Genomic DNA, 19,731 nt, shown 5'->3' on the forward strand with positions numbered 1-19,731 from the left:
TCCGAGCGCTCGTGAGCCGGTTCACGTGCGTCAGCGGGACCTTCGTCCCGTTCACCCCTAGGGGGACCGCAGTCGCTATCACGCCATTCGGTCCAGGGCGAATTTGCCTCTCGCGAGGAGCGCTTGATAATGCGCGCGCCGCTGTGACCAGGGGTAACGCGCGTGAATGTGACGTCAAGTGATTGTTTGTGCCGCATGCGGTGCAAGATCACCGCTCATCATCCTTCATGATCATTCGTCAGGTGGTGGAGATCACAAAGCCGTTGACCCACCCCGTGTCGCAGATCACAGACCGCCGGGCATAAGATGCAGGCGGCTTGGGCTTGTGAACTGCCTCACATAGACGCGATCTTCGTGAGCCGGACACGACCCGAGCGCACGGTCCCTCCCCCGGCGGGGGGACCCCCACGCAGTCATCGGCGACTGGAAGGAGCGGGGGACGGTGAACGCCTATGCGCCCATCCTCGTCTTGGGCGGCCTCGGGGCCGGCTTCGCGATCTTCTCCGTGATTACGGCCTCGATCGTCGGACCAAAACGGTATAACCGGGCCAAACTGGAAGCCTATGAGTGCGGCATCGAGCCCACTCCGCAGCCGATCGGCGGCGGGCGCTTCCCGATCAAGTACTACCTCACGGCGATGCTCTTCATCGTCTTCGACATCGAGATCGTCTTCCTCTATCCCTGGGCCGTCACGTTCGACTCACTGGGGATTTTCGGGCTCGTGGAGATGCTCCTCTTCGTGCTCACCGTCTTCGTCGCCTACGCATACGTGTGGCGGCGCGGCGGCCTGGAATGGGACTAGGGGACAAGGGGCCAACGCATGGGTATCGAAGAGAAACTGCCGAGTGGATTCCTGCTGACCACGGTGGAGTCCGCCGCGGGCTGGGTGCGTAAGGCGTCGGTCTTCCCGGCCACCTTCGGCCTGGCCTGCTGCGCCATCGAGATGATGACCACCGGGGCCGGGCGCTATGACCTGGCCCGTTTCGGTATGGAGGTCTTCCGCGGCTCGCCGCGGCAGGCGGACCTGATGATCGTGGCCGGCCGGGTCAGCCAGAAGATGGCGCCGGTGCTGCGGCAGGTCTATGACCAGATGCCGAATCCCAAGTGGGTCATCTCCATGGGGGTCTGTGCTTCTTCGGGTGGAATGTTCAACAATTACGCCATTGTGCAAGGTGTTGACCACATTGTCCCCGTTGATATCTATCTGCCCGGCTGTCCGCCCCGGCCCGAGATGCTCATGGACGCCATCCTCAAGCTCCACCAGAAGATCCAGGGCGAGAAGCTCGGCGTGAACCGTGAGGAGGCGGCCCGCGAAGCGGAGTCCGCCGCCCTCAACGCGCTCCCGCTGATCGAGATGAAGGGGCTGCTGCGGTGACAGACGCCAACGGCACCAACCCCGACCGCGACCTGCAGACCGACAACCTCCCCGGCCAGCGCGACGACGCCGGCGAGGTCATCGGTCACCGCAAGGGCATGTTCGGTGCCAACAACGGTGGCGACACCTCCGGCTACGGCGGCCTCGTCAGGACCGTCCGGCTGCCCGGCCCGGCCCACCGCCCCTACGGCGGCTGGTTCGACGAGGTCGCCGACGAGCTGGAGGGCGCGCTGGAGGAGCAGGGACTGCTCCCCTCCAACGCGATCGACAAGGCGGTCGTCGACCGTGACGAGCTGACCTTCCACATCGCCCGCGAACACCTCCTGCAGGTCGCCAAGGTCTGCCGGGACGACCCGGCGCTGCGCTTCGAGCTCTGTACGGGCGTGAGCGGGGTGAACTACCCCGAGGACAAGGGCCGCGAGCTGCACGCCGTTTACCACCTGCGCTCGATCACTCACAACCGGTTGATCCGGCTGGAGGTGAGCGCTCCTGACAGCGACCCGCACATCCCGTCGATCGTCTCGGTGTACCCGACGAACGACTGGCACGAGCGTGAGGCGTACGACTTCTTCGGCATCGTCTTCGACGGCCACCCGGCCCTCACGCGGATCATGATGCCGGACGACTGGCCCGGCCACCCGCAGCGCAAGGACTACCCGCTCGGCGGCATCCCCGTCGAGTACAAGGGTGCCCAGATCCCGGCTCCCGACCAGCGGAGGTCGTACTCCTGATGAGCACCCACCACGCACCCGCTCAGGCGGAAGAACGCGAGACCACCGAAGGCCGGGTCTTCACCGTCACCGGTGGCGACTGGGACGAGCTGGCCGAGACCGTCGGCCGGTCCGACGACGAGCGCATCATCGTCAACATGGGACCTCAGCACCCGTCCACCCACGGTGTGCTCCGGCTGATCCTGGAGATCGACGGCGAGACGGTCACCGAGGCCCGGTCGGGCATCGGCTACCTGCACACCGGCATCGAGAAGAACATGGAGTACCGGACGTGGACCCAGGGGTCCACCTTCGTGACGCGCATGGACTACCTCACGCCGTTCTTCAACGAGACGGCGTACTGCCTCGCGGTCGAGAAGCTGCTCGGTGTCACCGAGCAGGTGCCGGACCGGGCGAGCGTCATCCGCGTGCTGCTGATGGAGCTGAACCGGCTCTCCTCGCACCTGGTGTGCATCGCCACCGGCGGCATGGAACTCGGTGCCACGACGATCATGATCTACGGGTTCCGCGACCGTGAACTGATCCTGGACGTCTTCGAGCTCATCACCGGCCTGCGCATGAACCACGCGTACATCCGGCCGGGCGGCCTCGCCCAGGACCTGCCGCCGGGCGCGGTGGACCAGATCCGCGAGCTCGTGAAGAAGATGCGCAAGAACCTTCCCGAGTACGACAAGCTCGCCACCGGCAACCCGATCTTCAAGGCCCGGATGGAGGAGGTCGGCTACCTGGACCTGGCCGGCTGCATGGCACTCGGCGCCACCGGCCCGATCCTGCGCGCCGCCGGCCTGCCGCACGACCTGCGCAAGGCGCAGCCGTACTGCGGATACGAGAACTACGACTTCGAGATCCCGACGGCCGACACCGCGGACTCCTACGGCCGCTTCCTGGTCCGCCTGGAGGAGATGCGGCAGTCGCTGCGCATCGTCGAGCAGGCCCTGGACAAGCTGGCCCCGGGACCGGTGATGGTCGAGGACAAGAAGATCGCCTGGCCCGCGCAGCTCGCGCTCGGTCCGGACGGCCTCGGCAACTCCCTGGACCACATCAAGAAGATCATGGGCACCTCGATGGAGTCCCTGATCCACCACTTCAAGCTGGTGACCGAGGGCTTCCGGGTTCCGCCGGGCCAGGCGTACACCGCGGTGGAGTCGCCCAAGGGCGAGCTGGGCGTGCATGTCGTCAGCGACGGCGGCACCCGCCCCTTCCGGGTCCACTTCCGCGACCCGTCCTTCACCAACCTGCAGTCCATGGCGGCGATGTGCGAGGGCGGCCAGGTCGCCGACGTCATCGTGGCCGTGGCGTCCATCGACCCCGTGATGGGAGGCGTCGACCGATGACCGACGTGTCTTTGGGCATCCCGCAGATGCCCGCGCCCGACTATCCGGCCGATGTACGCGCCAGGCTGGAGGCGGACGCGAAGGAGATCATCGCCCGCTATCCCGGCAGCCGCAGCGCGCTCCTGCCGCTGCTGCACCTCACGCAGTCCGAGGACGGGTACGTCACCCGCACCGGCGTCCGGTTCTGCGCTGAGCAGCTCGACCTCACCACCGCGGAGGTCACCGCGGTCGCGACCTTCTACTCCATGTACCGGCGCAAGCCCAGTGGGGATTACCAGGTCGGGGTCTGCACCAACACGCTCTGCGCGGTGATGGGCGGCGACGCCATCTTCGACGAGCTGAAGGAGCACCTCGGGGTCGGCAACAACGAGACCACCGAGGACGGCAAGGTCACGCTGGAGCACATCGAGTGCAACGCGGCCTGCGACTTCGCACCGGTGGTGATGGTGAACTGGGAGTTCTTCGACAACCAGACGCCCAGCTCCGCCAAGCAGCTGGTCGACGACCTCATCGCCGGCCGCGAGGTGCGGCCGACCCGTGGCGCGCCGCTGTGCACGTACAAGGAGACCGCCCGCATCCTCGCCGGCTTCCCCGACGAGCGACCCGGTGCCGTCGAGGCCACCGGCGGAGCCGGCCGCGCCTCGCTCGCGGGACTGCGGCTGTCGCGCGGCGAGGCACTGCCCGTCGCCGAAACCGGCCGGCCGGCCCGCCGGTCGTCGGTACCGCCGCAGGGCGACACGGCGGCCGCGCCGTCGGGCACCCCCGGGCAGCCCAGCCCCGCCGAGCACGCCAGCTCGCACGACGCACCGCAGGAGACCGCCGTGTCGGACCCCGCCAACCCGGCCGGACCTGAGAGCGAGGAGGGCAAATGATGACCGTGTCGCCCGAGAAGCTGCTCACCCCCGTTCTGTCGGCCTTCTGGGACGACCCGCAGTCGTGGACGCTGGACACCTACCGCCGTCACGAGGGCTACGAGGGCCTGCGCAAGGCCCTCGCGATGCCGCCGGACGACGTCATCGCGTATGTGAAGGACTCGGGGCTGCGCGGCCGTGGCGGCGCCGGCTTCCCGACCGGTATGAAGTGGCAGTTCATCCCGCAGGGTGACGGCAAGCCGCACTACCTGGTCGTCAACGCGGACGAGTCGGAGCCGGGTACCTGCAAGGACATCCCGCTGATGTTCGCGAACCCGCACTCGCTCATCGAGGGCATGGTGATCGCCTGCCACGCGATCCGCTCCAACCACGCCTTCATCTACCTGCGCGGCGAGGTCGTCCCCGTGCTGCGCCGGCTGCACGAGGCCGTGCGCGAGGCGTACGAGGCCGGCTACCTCGGCAAGAACATCCAGGGCAGCGGCTTCGATCTGGAGCTGACCGTCCACGCCGGGGCCGGCGCGTACATCTGCGGCGAGGAGACGGCGCTGCTGGACTCGCTCGAAGGGCGCCGCGGCCAGCCGCGGCTGCGCCCGCCGTTCCCGGCGGTCGAGGGCCTGTACGCCTGCCCGACCGTCGTCAACAACGTCGAGTCCATCGCCTCGGTGCCCGCGATCATGCAGCGCGGCAAGGAGTGGTTCAAGTCGATGGGCAGCGAGAAGTCCCCGGGCTTCACGCTCTACTCGCTCTCCGGGCACGTCGTCAGCCCCGGCCAGTACGAGGCCCCGCTCGGCATCACGCTGCGCCAGCTGCTCGACATGAGCGGCGGCATCCGGCCGGGCCACCGGCTGAAGTTCTGGACCCCCGGCGGCTCGTCGACCCCGATGTTCACCGACGAGCACCTGGACGTACCGCTCGACTACGAGGGCGTGGGCGCCGCCGGCTCCATGCTCGGCACCAAGGCGCTGCAGTGCTTCGACGAGACGACGTGCGTGGTGCGGGCGGTGACGCGCTGGACGGAGTTCTACGCCCACGAGTCCTGCGGCAAGTGCACGCCGTGCCGTGAGGGCACGTACTGGCTGGTCCAGCTGTTGCGCGACATCGAGGCCGGCAAGGGCAGGCTCTCCGACCTCGACAAGCTCAACGACATCGCCGACAACATCAACGGCAAGTCCTTCTGCGCGCTCGGCGACGGCGCCGCCAGCCCGATCTTCTCCTCCCTCAAGTACTTCCGCGAGGAGTACGAGGAGCACATCGAGCTCAAGGGCTGCCCCTTCGACCCGGCCGCCTCGACCGTATGGGCCGACGCCGGAACGTCTCACCTGGAGGTGAACGCATGACAGTCACCACGTCTGCCCCCTCCGGAGGGGGAGAGGCGGCGGTTCCGCCGGAGGATCTCGTCGCCGTCACGATCGACGGCGTCGCGCTCTCGGTCCCCAAGGGGACCCTGGTGATCCGTGCGGCGGAGCTGCTGGGCATCGAGATCCCGCGGTTCTGCGACCACCCGCTCCTCGACCCGGCCGGCGCCTGCCGGCAGTGCATCGTCGAGGTCGAGGGCCAGCGCAAGCCGATGGCGTCCTGCACGATCACGTGCACCGACGGCATGGTCGTCAAGACCCATCTCACCTCGCCGGTCGCCGAGAAGGCGCAGCGCGGGGTGATGGAGCTGCTGCTCATCAACCACCCGCTGGACTGCCCGGTCTGCGACAAGGGCGGCGAGTGCCCGCTGCAGAACCAGGCGATGAGCACCGGCCAGTCGGACACCCGCTTCGAAGGCAGGAAGCGCACGTACGAGAAGCCGGTGCCGATCTCCACGCAGGTGCTGCTGGACCGGGAACGCTGCGTGCTGTGTGCGCGCTGCACCCGGTTCTCGGAGCAGATCGCGGGCGACCCGTTCATCGAGCTCATCGAGCGCGGTGCGCTCCAGCAGGTCGGAATCGGTGAGGGCGACCCGTTCGCCTCGTACTTCTCCGGCAACACCATCCAGATCTGCCCGGTGGGCGCGCTGACCTCGGCGGCGTACCGCTTCCGGTCCCGGCCGTTCGACCTGGTGTCGTCGCCGTCGGTCTGCGAGCACTGCGCGGGCGGCTGCGCGACGCGCACCGACCACCGGCGCGGGAAGGTCATGCGGCGGCTGGCCGCCGACGACCCCGAGGTCAACGAGGAATGGGTGTGCGACAAGGGGCGCTTCGGCTTCCGCTACGCCCAGCGCCCGGACCGCCTCAAGCACCCGCTGCTCCGTAACAAGGAGACCGGCGAGCTGGAGCCGGCGAGCTGGCCCGAGGCACTGGCGGCCGCGGCCGCCGGGATCGCGGCGGCCGGCGGCCGCACCGCGGTACTGGCCGGCGGCCGGCTGACCGTCGAGGACGCCTACGCGTACGCCAAGTTCGCGCGGGTCGCCCTCGACACCAACGACGTCGACTTCCGGGCCCGGGTGCACAGCGCCGAGGAGGCCGACTTTCTGGCCTCGCAGGTGGCGGGACGCGGCCGGGACCTGGACGGCGAAGGCATCACGTACACGACGCTGGAGAAGGCGCCGGCCGTGCTGCTCGTCGGCCTCGAGGCCGAGGAGGAGGCTCCGGGGATCTTCCTCCGGCTTCGCAAGGCAAACCAGAAGCGGCGCCAGCGGACCTTCGCACTGGCGCCGTTCGCGACCCGCGGCCTGACGAAGGCGGGCGGCACGCTGCTGCCCGCCGCACCCGGCACCGAGCCCGAGTGGCTGGACGCGCTCGCCGGTGGTGTCGGTCTCGACGAGGCGGGCGAGAAGGCCGCCGAGGCGCTGCGTGCCGAGGGTTCGGTGATCCTGGTCGGCGAACGGCTGGCCGCCGTACCCGGCGCGCTGACCGCGGCGATCCGCTTCGCTGCGGCGAGCGGCGCGAAGCTCGCGTGGATCCCGCGCCGTGCCGGTGAGCGCGGAGCGGTCGAGGCGGGCGCGCTGCCGGGGCTGCTGCCCGGTGGCCGGCCGGTCACCGACCCGCGGGCCCGCGAGGAGGTCGCCCGGGTCTGGGGTCTGGCCGAACTCCCGCACCGCTTCGGGCGCGACACCGGCCAGATCGTCGAGGCGGCCCTCAGCGGCGAGCTGGCGGCACTGATCGTGGGCGGCGTCGAGGTCGCGGACCTGCCGGACCCGGCTCGCGCCCGGCTCGCGCTGGACGCGGTCGGCTTCGTCGTCAGCCTGGAACTGCGGCCCTCCGAGGTCACCGACCGGGCCGATGTCGTCCTGCCGGTGGCCGCGGTCGCGGAGAAGGCCGGCACCTTCCTCAACTGGGAGGGCCGGGCGCGCCTGTTCGACGCGGCCATCAAGCCCGACCAGGTCGTCAACCGGCACCAGCTGCCGGACGCCCGGGTCCTGACGATGCTCGCCGACGCGCTCGGCGTCGGCCTCGGACTGGGCGATGTACGCGCCGCCCGCACCGAGCTGAACCGGCTCGCCCCGTGGGACGGGGCGCACGCGTCCCAGCCGCTGGAGACGTCGCGGACGCTGCCCGTGCCCGCCGCGGGCGAGGCGGTACTCGCCGGCCACCGGCTGCTGCTCGACCAGGGCAAGCTCCAGGAGGGCGACGAGGCGCTGGCCGGCACCCGGCACGAGGCGGTGGTGCGGCTGTCGGCCGCGACCGCCGGCGAGGCCGGGCTCGCCGACGGCGTGCTCACCGAGGTCTCGGGACCCGCCGGTTCGGTACGGCTGCCGCTGCGCATCACTCCGATGCCCGACCGGGTGGTGTGGCTGCCGCTGAACTCCACGGGCGGGGGCGTCGCCAGTGACACCGGCGCGCTGCCCGGCCAGGTCGTCAAGGTCGGCGCCGCTGCCACGGAGGTGGCCCAGTGAAGAACCTCTCCGCCGAAGATCTGTCGATGTTCGGCACCGATCCGTGGTGGCTGATCCTCCTCAAGGCGGTCTTCTGCTTCGCCTTCGCCATGCTGACCGTGCTCTTCTCGATCGTCTGGGAGCGCAAGGTCGTGGCGTGGATGCAGCTGCGCATCGGCCCCAACCGGCACGGCCCGTGGGGCATGCTCCAGTCGCTCGCCGACGGCATCAAGCTGATGCTGAAGGAAGACATCATCGTCAAGCGCGCGGACAAGGTGGTGTACATCCTCGCGCCGATCGTCGCGGCGATCCCCGCCTTCATGTCCTTCGCGGTGATCCCCTTCGGCCCGGCCGACAACGAGGTGTCCATCTTCGGCACCCGCACCGCGCTGCAGCTCACCGATCTCCCGATCGGCGTGCTGTACATCCTGGCCACCGCGTCCGTCGGCATCTACGGCATCGTGCTCGCGGGCTGGTCCTCCGGCTCGACGTACCCGCTGCTCGGCGGGTTGCGCGCCTCGGCCCAGATGATCTCCTACGAGATCGCGATGGGGCTCTCCTTCGCGGCGGTGTTCCTCTACTCCGGGTCGATGTCCACCTCGGCGATCGTCGAGGCTCAGCACGACCGCTGGTTCGCGGTCCTGCTGCCGGTCTCGCTGCTGATCTACATCGTGGCGATGGTCGGTGAGACCAACCGCGCCCCGTTCGACATGCCGGAGTCCGAGGGCGACCTGGTCGGCGGCTTCAACACCGAGTACTCGTCGATCAAGTTCGCGCTCTTCATGCTCGCCGAGTACGTGAACATGGTGACGGTCTCGGCGGTGGCGACCACCCTCTTCCTGGGCGGCTGGCGGGCCCCGTGGCCGATCAGCTCCTTCTGGGAGGGCGCGAACCACGGCTGGTGGCCGATGCTCTGGTTCACGATCAAGGTCCAGTTGTTGCTGTTCTTCTTCATCTGGCTGCGCGGCACGCTTCCCCGCGTGCGCTACGACCAGTTCATGAAGCTGGGCTGGAAGGTCCTCATCCCGGTCTCGATGGTCTGGCTGATGCTGGTCGCGACCGTCCGGGCGATGCGGAACGAGAACTACGGCCTGCGCGACATCGTGCTGTACGTCGGCGGGGCCGTCGTCGCCCTGCTGCTGCTCTCCCTCGTGGTCGATGTGTTCCGCGACCGCGGGCGGAAGAAGGAGGACGCGGCAGCCGCCGCGGCACCGCCCGAACCGTTCGATCCGATGGCGGGCGGCTTCCCCGTACCGCCGTTGCCGGGGCAGACGCTGCCACCGGTGCCGCGCCGTCGCAGCCGCAGCCAGGGCGAGCCGCAGCTCGTCGGCGGCCCGGACGCCCCGGACAATGAGAAGGAGGCCGACGATGCCTGAGTTCCTGGGCCCGGTCGCGGGCTTCGGCGTGACCTTCAAGGCCATGTTCAAGAAGCGGCTGACCGAGCAGTACCCCGAGGAGAAGAAGCCGACCGCGCCGCGTTTCCACGGCCGGCACCAGCTCAACCGGCACCCGGACGGGCTGGAGAAGTGCGTCGGCTGCGAACTGTGCGCGTGGGCCTGTCCGGCCGACGCGATCTACGTGGAGGGCGCGGACAACACCGAGGAGGAGCGCTACTCCCCGGGTGAGCGCTACGGCCGCGTCTACCAGATCAACTACGCCCGCTGCATCCTGTGCGGTCTGTGTATCGAGGCGTGCCCCACCCGGGCGCTGACGATGACGAACGAGTACGAACTCGCCGACAGCAGCCGCGAGTCCCTGATCTTCACCAAGGAGCAGCTGCTCGCCGGCCTGGAGGAGGGCATGGTCGAGGCACCGCACTCGATCTTCCCCGGCACCGACGAGCAGGACTACTACCGGGGACTGGTCACCGAGGCCGCACCCGGCACAGTCACCCAGCAGCGCACCCCGGCGGACAAGGAGGCGGACGCGTGAGTACGTTCGCCGCCGCCGCTTCCACCACGTCGACCGGTGAGGCGTTCCAGTTCTGGGTGCTCGCCGTGGTCGCCGTGCTGGGCGCGCTGGGCACGGTTCTCAGCAAGAAGACGGTGCACAGCGCGCTCTGCCTGGCCGGCACCATGATCATCCTGGCTGTCTTCTACATGGCGCAGGGCGCGTACTTCCTCGGCGTCGTCCAGATCGTCGTCTACACCGGCGCGATCATGATGCTCTTCCTCTTCGTCGTCATGCTGGTCGGCATCACCGCCGCCGACTCGCTGAAGGAGACGCTGAAGGGGCAGCGCTGGATGGCCGCGGGGTGCGGTCTCGGCTTCGGGATCCTGCTGATCGCGGGCATCGGCAACGCCTCGCTCGACACGTTCGCCGGCCTCGGCCAGGCGAACGCGGGCGGCAACGTCGAGGGCCTGGCGCGGCTGATCTTCACCAAGTACGTGTGGGCCTTCGAGATCACCGGCGCGCTGCTGATCACCGCGGCCGTCGGCGCGATGGTGCTGACGCACCGCGAGCGGACCGAGCAGCGCAGCACGCAGCGCGAACTCTCCGAGCAGCGCGTCCGCGAGGGCACCCAGGTTCCGCCGCTGCCCGCGCCTGGCGTGTACGCCCGGCACAACGCGGTGGACGTCCCCGGCCTGCTGCCGGACGGCACCACCTCGGACCTGTCGGTCAGCGCCACGCTCCGCGAGCGCGGCCAGATCCGTGATGTGTCGAACGAGGCCCGCGCCGATCTCGCCGAGCTGGAACAGCGCTCGGAGAACTGGCTGGAACGGTCCGCCCCCGCGGCGCCCGAGGAGGCGAGCAAGTGAATCCGGTCAACTACCTGTACCTGGCCGCGCTGCTGTTCACCATCGGCGCCTCCGGGGTGCTGATCCGGCGCAACGCGATCATCGTCTTCATGTGCGTCGAGCTGATGCTGAACGCCTGCAACCTGGCGTTCGTCACCTTCTCCCGCATGCACGGCAACCTCGACGGCCAGATCATCGCCTTCTTCACGATGGTGGTCGCCGCGGCCGAGGTCGTGGTCGGGCTCGCGATCATCGTGACGATGTTCCGCTCCCGGCACTCGGCCTCGGTCGACGACGCCAACCTGATGAAGCTGTAAGGGGTAGCGACAGTGGAGAACCTCATCGGATTGCTCGTCGTGGCACCACTGCTGGGCGCGGCGATCCTGCTGACCGGCGGCCGCCGGCTGGACCGTATCGGCCACTGGCTCGGCACGCTCCTCTCGGCGGTGTCCTTCGGTCTCGGCGCCGTGCTCTTCTTCGACATGCTCAGCAGGAGCGGCGAAGACCGCACGATGTACTCGCACTGGTACACCTGGGTGCCGGTCGGCAGCTTCCAGGCCGACGTCGGATTCCAGCTCGACCAGTTGTCGATGACCTTCGTGCTGCTGATCACCGGTGTGGGCACGTTGATCCACATCTACTCGATCGGGTACATGGAGCACGACGAGCGGCGCCGCCGCTTCTTCGGCTATCTGAACCTGTTCGTGGCGGCGATGCTGCTGCTGGTCATCGCCGACAACTACTTCCTGCTGTACGTCGGCTGGGAGGGCGTCGGCCTCGCCTCGTACCTGCTGATCGGCTTCTGGCAGCACAAGCCGAGCGCGGCCACGGCGGCGAAGAAGGCGTTCCTCGTCAACCGCGTCGGTGACGTCGGTCTGTCCATCGCGATCATGCTGATGTTCACGACCTTCGGAACGTTCACCTTCCAGCCGGTGCTGGCGCACGCGGGCGACGCGGGCGAGGGCAAGCTGACGGCCATCGGGCTGATGCTGCTGCTCGCCGCGTGCGGCAAGTCCGCCCAGGTGCCGCTGCAGTCCTGGCTCGGCGACGCGATGGAGGGCCCGACCCCGGTCTCGGCCCTGATCCACGCGGCGACGATGGTGACGGCGGGCGTGTATCTGATCACCCGGTCCGGCGCGATCTTCAACGGTGCCCCGGACGCGCAGGTGGCGGTGGTCACGGTCGGCGCGGTCACGCTGCTCTTCGGTGCGATCGTCGGTTGCGCGAAGGACGACATCAAGAAGGCCCTGGCGGGCTCGACGATGTCGCAGATCGGCTACATGATCATGGCGGCCGGGCTCGGCCCGATCGGCTATGTCTTCGCGATCATGCACCTGGTCACCCACGGCTTCTTCAAGGCCGGGCTCTTCCTCGGCGCCGGTTCGGTCATGCACGGCATGAACGACGAGGTCGACATGCGGAAGTACGGGGGCCTGCGCAAGTACATGCCGGTCACGTTCGTCACGTTCGGCCTCGGCTATCTGGCGATCATCGGCTTCCCGGGTCTGTCCGGCTTCTTCTCCAAGGACAAGATCATCGAGGCGGCTTTCGCCAAGGGCGGCACCGAGGGCTGGATCCTCGGCGGCGTGGCCCTGCTGGGTGCGGCGATCACCGCGTTCTACATGACGCGCGTGATGCTGATGACGTTCTTCGGCGAGAAGCGCTGGGAGACGGACGCGGAGGGCCACGAGCCGCACCCGCACGAGTCGCCCAGGTCCATGACGATCCCCATGATCGTGCTGGCCTTCGGATCGGTCTTCGCGGGCGCGCTGTTCACCCTGAACAGCTCCTTCCTGAAGTGGCTTGAGCCGGTCACCGGGCACGAGGAGGGGAACTCGCCCGTCAGCGCTGCGACGGTGACGGCGGCCACGATGGTCGTCCTGGTCATCGGTGTCGCCCTGGCCTGGCTGGTGTACGGGCGCAAGCCCGTGCCGGCCGTCGCTCCGCGCGGCTCGCTGCTGACCCGCGCCGCCCGGCGCGACCTGCTCCAGGACGACTTCAACCACGTCGTGCTGGTCCGAGGCGGCGAACACCTCACCCGCAGCCTGGTCTACCTGGACCACTCCCTGGTGGACGGTGCGGTCAACGGCACCGCCGCCGGGGTCGGCGGCCTCTCCGGCCGCATGCGCAAGCTGCAGAACGGCTACGTCCGCTCGTACGCGGTGTCGATGCTGGGTGGCACGGCGGTCCTGGTCGCCGCGACTCTCCTGATGAGGGCGGTCTGATAACTCATGTCCTTTCCCCTCCTTACCGTCACGGCCGCCCTTCCGGCGGTCGGCGCGATCGCCACCGCCGCCGTACCGGCCGCGAAGCGCACCGTCGCCAAGTGGTCGGCGCTGGGCTTCTCGGTCGCGACGCTCGTCCTGGCCGCGATCGTCCTCGTCCGGTTCGAACCGGGCGGTGAGCGCTACCAGCTCACCGAGTCCCACGCGTGGATCAAGGACTTCGGGGTCCGCTACGAACTCGGCGTGGACGGCATCGGCGTCTCGCTGGTCGCACTGACCGCGCTGCTGATCCCGTTCATCATCGCGGCCGGCTGGCACGACGCCGACCCCCTCGAAGACAGGAACCCCAACCGCCGCTGGCGGCCGACCCAGGGCTTCTTCGCGCTGATCCTGGCCGTCGAGGCGATGGTGGTGGTCTCCTTCGAGGCCACCGATGTCTTCCTCTTCTACATCTTCTTCGAAGCCATGCTCATCCCGATGTACTTCCTCATCGGCGGCTTCGGTGACCGGGCGCACGAGCACGGCGAGGACGAGGCGTCCAAGCAGCGCTCGTACGCCGCCGTGAAGTTCCTGCTCTACAACCTGGTCGGCGGCCTCGTCATGCTGGCCGCCGTCATCGGGCTGTACGCGGCCAGCGCCGACCAGCTCGGCCACGGCACGTTCTCGCTCCAGGAGATCCTGCGGGCCCGCGCGGACGGCAAGTTCGAGCTGGGCACCTCCACCGAGCGGTGGCTCTTCCTCGGCTTCTTCTTCGCCTTCGCGGTGAAGGCGCCGCTGTGGCCGCTGCACACCTGGCTGCCGAACGCGATGGGGGAGTCGACCGCACCGGTCGCCGTCCTGATCACCGCGGTCGTCGACAAGGTCGGCACCTTCGCGATGCTGCGCTACTGCCTCCAGCTCTTCCCGGAGGCCAGCAAGTGGGCGACGCCGGTGATCCTGGTGCTGGCGGTGATCGGCATCATCTACGGCGCCCTGCTCGCCGTCGGCCAGCGCGACATCAAGCGGCTGATCGCCTACGCGTCCATCTCGCACTTCGGCTTCATCATCCTGGGCATCTTCGCGATGACCACCCAGGGGCAGAGCGGCGCCGCGCTCTACATGGTCAACCACGGGATCTCGACCGCCGCGCTGATGCTGGTGGCGGGCTTCCTGATCAGCCGGCGCGGCTCGCGGCTCATCGCCGACTTCGGCGGTGTGCAGAAGGTGGCGCCGGTGCTCGCGGGTACCTTCCTGATCGGCGGACTGGCGACCCTGTCGCTGCCGGGGCTCGCTCCGTTCGTCTCCGAGTTCCTGGTGCTCGTCGGCACGTTCAGCCGCTACCCGGCGCTCGGCATCATCGCGACCGTCGGCATCGTGCTCGCCGCGCTCTACGTCCTCGTCCTGTACCAGCGGACGATGACCGGGCCGGTGAAGCCGGGCATCGAGGGGATGAAGGACCTCAGGGTCCGTGAGATCGCCGTGGTGGCGCCGCTGATCGCGCTGCTGCTCTTCCTCGGCGTGTACCCGAAGCCGGTCACGGACATCGTCAATCCGGCGGTCGGCCAGACGCTCTCCGACGTGCACAAGACCGACCCCAAGCCCGCGCTGGAGGCGACCAAGTGAGCGGAACAGCCGTCCACAGCCTGTGGACAATGGCGGCCCCCGCCGCAGACAAGATCCCCGCCCCGAAGATCGAGTACACCCAGCTGTCGCCGGTCCTGATCGTCTTCGGGGCAGCGATCGTCGGGATCCTCGTCGAGGCGTTCCTGCCCCGCCGGTTCCGGTACCTGGGGCAGATCGCGGTGAGCGTCGTCGGCCTCGCCGCCGCCTTCGCCGCGGTCGTGGCACTGGCGGCCAGGGGCTACGGCACCACCAAGGCGCATGTCGCGGCCATGGGAGCGGTGGCCGTCGACGGCCCCGCGCTCTTCCTCCAGGGCACGATCCTGCTGGTCGGGCTGGTCGCGGTCTTCACCTTCGCCGAGCGCCGGCTCGACCCGAAGGCGCACGGCCGCAAGGTCGACTCCTTCGCCGCCCAGGGCTCCGCCGTTCCCGGCGGCGACGCCGAGAAGGCCGCGGTCAAGGCCGGGTTCACCACCACCGAGGTCTTCCCGCTGCTGCTCTTCGCGGTCGGCGGCATGCTGATCTTCCCGGCCGCGTCCGACCTGCTGACGCTCTTCGTCGCGCTGGAGGTCTTCTCGCTGCCGCTGTACCTGCTGTGCGCGCTGGCCCGCCGCCGCCGCTTCATGTCGCAGGAAGCCGCGATGAAGTACTTCCTGCTGGGAGCCTTCTCGTCGGCCTTCCTGCTGTTCGGTATCGCGCTGCTCTACGGCTACGCGGGCACCGTCTCGTACTCCGGGATCGCCGCCGTCGTCGACGGCACCGCCAAGATGACCCCTGCGCTCGCCGCCACCACCGGCAATGACGCGCTGCTGCTCATCGGCACCGCGATGGTCGCGATGGGGCTGCTGTTCAAGGTCGGCGCCGTGCCGTTCCACATGTGGACCCCGGACGTCTACCAGGGCGCCCCGACCCCGGTGACCGGCTTCATGGCCGCCGCCACCAAGGTCGCCGCCTTCGGCGCGCTGCTGCGGCTGCTGTACGTGGTCCTGCCGGGCATGCGCTGGGACTGGCGGCCGGTGATGTGGGGCGTCGCGATCCTGACGATGCTGGTCGGCGCGATCGTCGCCGTCACCCAGACCGATGTGAAGCGGCTGCTGGCGTACTCGTCCATCGCGCACGCCGGGTTCATCCTCGCGGGTGTCATCGCCACCACGCCGGACGGCGTCTCGTCGGTGCTCTTCTACCTCGCGGCGTACTCCTTCGTGACGCTCGGCGCCTTCGCCGTCGTCACCCTGGTCCGCGACGCGGGCGGCGAAGCCACCCACCTGTCGCACTGGGCCGGCCTCGGCCGCCGCTCGCCGCTGGTCGCGGCGGTCTTCGCGGTCTTCCTGCTGGCCTTCGCGGGCATCCCGCTGACCTCCGGCTTCGCCGGAAAGTTCGCGGTCTTCAAGGCAGCCGCCCAGGGCGGCGCGATGCCGCTGGTCATCGTGGGTGTGCTCTCCTCGGCCATCGCCGCGTTCTTCTACATCCGCGTCATCGTCCTGATGTTCTTCAGCGAACCGAAGCCCGACGGCCCCACCGTCGCCGTTCCGAGCGCCTGGACCTCCACGGCCATCGGCATCGGTGTGGCGGTGACGCTCGCGCTGGGTGTCATGCCGCAGTACTTCCTCGACCTCGCCGACAAGGCGGGTGTGTTCGTCCGCTGAACAGCACCGTGGGGAACGGCCGTCGAACGCTTCACGCGTCCGGCGGCCGTTCTCGCGTTCAGCCCGCCGTACGGGGGATGCGCCGGTCCCAGGTGCGGTGGAAGACGGTCTCCTCGCCGGAGCGGCAGGTCACCTCGTTGAGGGTGATGAAGTGCGTCGCGTCCGCGTGGATCTCGGATCTGGTGTCGACGCTGACGTCCCAGCCGAGCTCCGGGCGGCGCAGCCGGACGTGCCACAGGGAGCGGGTGGCGGCGGAGAGCGGGTCGCCGGATTCGATGCGGTAGGTCTCCAGGGCGTCCTCGGTGAATTCGAGACCGTCGGGGTAGATTCGGGTGCCGCCGTAGCGCGGGTCGACGTCCAACTGCCAGGCGCCGGTGGCCACATCGCGGGTGACGAGGCGTTCGGGGCGGGGCTCGCCCGCGCCGGGGAAGACGACCGGGAGCGCCGTGGCCTGTTCCGGTTCCTCGAAGTGCAGCGGGATCGCGGAGGGGGAGAGGGTCCTGACCGGCAGGTCGAGCGCGCTGTCGGCGGCCTCGACGGTGAAACCGGAGGCGTTCGCGGGCTGCCCGTGCGGCCAGATCCACGGCCAGTAGGCGGAGGACAGGGCGAGCCGGATGCGGTGGCCGTGCGGGAACGCGTGGCCGATGCCGTTGAGCTCGAAGGTGACGTCCTCGGTGTGGCCGGGGGTCCACTCCACCGCCCGGTCCCGGCCGTGCCGGGCCAGGAGGTTGAGGGCACCGCGGGTGACGAGCGTGGAGGAGCCGTCCGGCGCCACGTCGCAGACCCGGGCGACGACCTGGCCGCGCGGCGCGTCGCAGCGCAGCCGCAGCCGGACCCGGGGGCGGCCGAGGACCTCGACACGGTCGGTGAGCGGGGCGGAGTCGAAGCAGACCGATCGGCCGTCCTCCTCGCGCTGCTCGGGCGGCAGGTCGGCGTCGTTGCCGAACGGGAAGAAGCGGCCGGCGTCGACCCCGGTGTGGTGCGGTGAGTCGACCCGCACCGGGCCGCCGGGCAGCGCGTACGGCGTGTAGGCGACGGCGGGTGACGGCCAGCTCTCCTCGGCGACCCAGCGGCCCGGCAGCTCGTCGTAGACGGTGGCCGGCGGGTGCGACTCGCTGATCCAGGCGCGCAGCAGGGGATCGTCCATCACCCCCGTGGGCTTGCCCTTGAGCCAGTGGTCCCACCAGCGCAGCGTCTCCTGGAGGAAGCCGATGGCAGGCCCCGGCGGCAGTCCCCGATCCGGGTACTGGTGCGACCAGGGGCCGATCAACCCCCTTACGGGCGAGTCGAGATGCTCGATGAGGCGCAGCACCGTGTCCCGGTACGGGTCGTGCCAGCCGCCGACGGCGAGGACGGGCGCCTTGATGGCGGAGTACTGCTCGCACACGCTTCCGTGCCGCCAGTAGGCGTCACGGGTCTGGTGGTTGAGCCACGTATGGATGAACGGGTCCACGGCATGGAGACGTTCGAGCCACATCGTCATCCAGTTCTCGCCGACCGCGGTGGGATCGGGCGGCCGGCAGGCGAAGGCGAGCATCGTCGCGGCCCAGGCGTGCATGTCCACGGCGAGGACGGAACCGCCCATGTAGTGCACGTCGTTGTCGTAGCGGTCGTCGGTGGAGCAGACGGTGACGACGGCCTGGAGGGCCGGTGGCGCGAGCGCGGCGATCTGCAGGCTGTTGAAGCCGCCCCAGGAGATGCCGAACATCCCGACCCGGCCCGTACACCAGGGCTGCGCTGCCAGCCATTCGACGACCGCGACGCCGTCCGCCAGCTCGGTGGCGTCGTACTCGTCGCCCGGCAGTCCCTCGGAGTTGCCGTGGCCGCGCACATCCACCCGCACGGAGGCGTAGCCGTGGCCCGCGTACCAGGGGTGCCGCTGGGAGTCGCGCGGCGCCGTCCAGTCGTAGAGCCGGAACGGGAGGTACTCCAGCAGGGCGGGCACCGGTTCGTCGGCGTACGGCCGCCAGATGCGCGCGTACAGCCGGGTGCCGTCGGGCAGCGGGATCCGGACGTCCTCGACGAAGGTCGTGTAGGGAAATTCGGTACGGATGCGCATCTGCGGGGCTCCCTACGACGTCGATGGCGGGTCGATGGACGGGGTTCAGGCCGAATGTCATGACGGTCGCGGTGGCGCCGGATCGGCCGCTTCGGCGGTCAGCGTGTCGGGCACCGGCGATATGCCTCCCGGTCGGTCGGTATAAAGGGCATCAATACGGATCATATGAGGCAGGATCCCGTGCGGCCTGATGTGTATGACCCGTCACGGCCATATAGGGGCGATGCCCCGGCAAAGATCGAGAGAGGACCGGCTACGCTGCCCGTGTAAGCAGTGCCACCCCTCAGACGCCATCTCAGCGAATGGAGTACCCCTCGTGAACGTCGTCGGGCCGTTCGGGTTGAGCGTGCGGGACGAGGCTCTCGAAGCCGACGTCCGGGCCGGGCTGTTTGCCGTGGAGGAGGGCCTCCTGGAGGCCACCAAGAGCGACGTCCCGTTCATCGCCGGCGCCGCGCGCCATCTGCTGCGGGCGGGCGGCAAGCGATTCCGGCCGCTGCTGGTCATGCTGGGCGCCCAGTTCGGCGACCCGCACGCTCCCGGCATCGTCCCGTCCGCGGTGGTCGTGGAGCTGACCCACCTCGCGACGCTCTACCACGACGACGTGATGGACGAGGCCGACGTACGCCGCGGTGTACCGAGCGCCAACGCCCGCTGGGGCAACTCGGTGGCCGTCCTCACCGGAGACTTCCTGTTCGCCCGCGCCTCGCACATACTGGCCGACCTCGGCCCCGAGGCCGTCCGCGTCCAGTCCGAAGCCTTCGAGCGGCTGGTGACCGGCCAGATCCTGGAGACCGCGGGCCCGGCCGACGGGCGTGACCCCGTCGACCACTACCTCGACGTCATCAGCGGCAAGAGCGGCTCGCTCGTCGCCGTCTCCTGCCGCTTCGGCGCCATGATGGCCGGCGCCGACGAGTCCGTCGTCGACATCCTCACCCAGTACGGCGAGCGCATCGGTACCGCCTTCCAGCTCGCCGACGACATTCTCGACATCGCCAGCGACAGCCACGAGTCGGGCAAGACCCCCGGCACCGACCTGCGCGAAGGCATCCCCACCCTCCCGGTGCTCCACCTGCGCACCCGGGTCGCCGCGGCCAACGGCTCGGCCTCCCCGGCCGACCGGCACCTCTTCGACCTCCTCGAGAGCGACCTCACCGACGACCACCGGCACGCCGAGGCGCTGCGCCTGCTGCGCGCCCACCCCGCGCTGGAGCAGGCCCGCCGCGACACCGTCCGCTACGCCGACGAGGCGCGCGCCACGCTCGCACCGCTCCCGGACTGCGCCGCGAAGCAGGCCCTGGAGGGGCTCTGCGACGCGGTGGTGCACCGCGCGGGCTGAGACGGACCCGGTTG

The 19,731-nt window shown here is 69.5% G+C and carries 16 protein-coding genes; 15 read left to right on the forward strand and 1 reads right to left on the reverse strand.

From position 1 onward, the window contains the following. Positions 1-442: 442 nt before the first annotated feature. The 14 genes from AC07DC_RS19650 to nuoN are packed head-to-tail and all read left to right on the forward strand — an operon-like array spanning position 443 to position 16,322. Entirely contained in the window at positions 443-802 is a 360-nt protein-coding gene (locus AC07DC_RS19650) for an NADH-quinone oxidoreductase subunit A (RefSeq protein WP_164296559.1), read from the forward strand. Between the two features lie 18 nt (positions 803-820). Next, positions 821-1,375 carry a NuoB/complex I 20 kDa subunit family protein gene (locus tag AC07DC_RS19655; protein ID WP_138357562.1) on the forward strand — a complete coding sequence of 185 codons (555 nt, stop codon included), beginning with the start codon at positions 821-823 and terminating at the stop codon, positions 1,373-1,375. Further along, positions 1,372-2,106: an NADH-quinone oxidoreductase subunit C gene (locus AC07DC_RS19660; protein ID WP_478915696.1), complete on the forward strand. Its 735-nt coding sequence runs from the start codon at positions 1,372-1,374 to the stop codon at positions 2,104-2,106. The genes AC07DC_RS19655 and AC07DC_RS19660 overlap by 4 nt, the downstream gene beginning before the upstream one ends. Then, a complete protein-coding gene (locus AC07DC_RS19665; protein WP_478915697.1) occupies positions 2,106-3,440 on the forward strand; it encodes an NADH-quinone oxidoreductase subunit D in 1,335 nt (444 codons plus the stop codon). Before AC07DC_RS19660 ends, AC07DC_RS19665 begins: the two co-directional genes overlap by 1 nt. Continuing rightward, the gene (gene nuoE, locus AC07DC_RS19670; RefSeq protein ID WP_478915698.1) at positions 3,437-4,312 is read left to right on the forward strand and encodes an NADH-quinone oxidoreductase subunit NuoE; all 876 of its coding nucleotides are present in this window, start codon (positions 3,437-3,439) and stop codon (positions 4,310-4,312) included. Before AC07DC_RS19665 ends, nuoE begins: the two co-directional genes overlap by 4 nt. Further along, positions 4,309-5,649, forward strand: a complete 1,341-nt coding sequence (nuoF, locus tag AC07DC_RS19675) for an NADH-quinone oxidoreductase subunit NuoF (RefSeq protein ID WP_478915699.1) — start codon at positions 4,309-4,311, stop codon at positions 5,647-5,649. Before nuoE ends, nuoF begins: the two co-directional genes overlap by 4 nt. Further along, complete coding sequence (locus AC07DC_RS19680; RefSeq protein ID WP_478915700.1) at positions 5,646-8,135, forward strand: NADH-quinone oxidoreductase subunit G; 2,490 nt, start codon at positions 5,646-5,648, stop codon at positions 8,133-8,135. Before nuoF ends, AC07DC_RS19680 begins: the two co-directional genes overlap by 4 nt. A 26-nt stretch (positions 8,136-8,161) precedes the next feature. Then, positions 8,162-9,490: an NADH-quinone oxidoreductase subunit NuoH gene (gene nuoH, locus AC07DC_RS19685; RefSeq protein WP_478915974.1), complete on the forward strand. Its 1,329-nt coding sequence runs from the start codon at positions 8,162-8,164 to the stop codon at positions 9,488-9,490. Continuing rightward, positions 9,483-10,046: an NADH-quinone oxidoreductase subunit NuoI gene (gene nuoI, locus AC07DC_RS19690; protein ID WP_478915701.1), complete on the forward strand. Its 564-nt coding sequence runs from the start codon at positions 9,483-9,485 to the stop codon at positions 10,044-10,046. Before nuoH ends, nuoI begins: the two co-directional genes overlap by 8 nt. Next, entirely contained in the window at positions 10,043-10,873 is an 831-nt protein-coding gene (locus tag AC07DC_RS19695; RefSeq protein ID WP_478915702.1) for an NADH-quinone oxidoreductase subunit J, read from the forward strand. Before nuoI ends, AC07DC_RS19695 begins: the two co-directional genes overlap by 4 nt. Beyond that, positions 10,870-11,169: an NADH-quinone oxidoreductase subunit NuoK gene (gene nuoK / locus AC07DC_RS19700; protein ID WP_269273374.1), complete on the forward strand. Its 300-nt coding sequence runs from the start codon at positions 10,870-10,872 to the stop codon at positions 11,167-11,169. The genes AC07DC_RS19695 and nuoK overlap by 4 nt, the downstream gene beginning before the upstream one ends. Before the next feature lie 12 nt (positions 11,170-11,181). Continuing rightward, positions 11,182-13,077 (forward strand): NADH-quinone oxidoreductase subunit L, encoded by a 1,896-nt coding sequence (nuoL, locus tag AC07DC_RS19705; RefSeq protein WP_478915703.1) that lies wholly within the window; start codon positions 11,182-11,184, stop codon positions 13,075-13,077. A gap of 6 nt (positions 13,078-13,083) precedes the next feature. Next, the gene (locus tag AC07DC_RS19710) at positions 13,084-14,679 is read left to right on the forward strand and encodes an NADH-quinone oxidoreductase subunit M (RefSeq protein ID WP_478915704.1); all 1,596 of its coding nucleotides are present in this window, start codon (positions 13,084-13,086) and stop codon (positions 14,677-14,679) included. Beyond that, positions 14,676-16,322, forward strand: a complete 1,647-nt coding sequence (gene nuoN / locus AC07DC_RS19715; protein WP_478915705.1) for an NADH-quinone oxidoreductase subunit NuoN — start codon at positions 14,676-14,678, stop codon at positions 16,320-16,322. The genes AC07DC_RS19710 and nuoN overlap by 4 nt, the downstream gene beginning before the upstream one ends. A 58-nt stretch (positions 16,323-16,380) precedes the next feature. Here nuoN and AC07DC_RS19720 read toward each other — a convergent pair whose 3' ends face one another. Next, positions 16,381-18,381 (reverse strand): CocE/NonD family hydrolase, encoded by a 2,001-nt coding sequence (locus AC07DC_RS19720; protein WP_478915706.1) that lies wholly within the window; start codon positions 18,379-18,381, stop codon positions 16,381-16,383. 316 nt (positions 18,382-18,697) lie between these two features. Here AC07DC_RS19720 and AC07DC_RS19725 point away from each other — a divergent pair, with 316 nt between their 5' ends. Then, positions 18,698-19,717: a polyprenyl synthetase family protein gene (locus AC07DC_RS19725; protein WP_478915707.1), complete on the forward strand. Its 1,020-nt coding sequence runs from the start codon at positions 18,698-18,700 to the stop codon at positions 19,715-19,717. Positions 19,718-19,731 lie beyond the last annotated feature (14 nt).

The organism is Streptomyces sp. NPDC045021 (genome assembly GCF_056432645.1).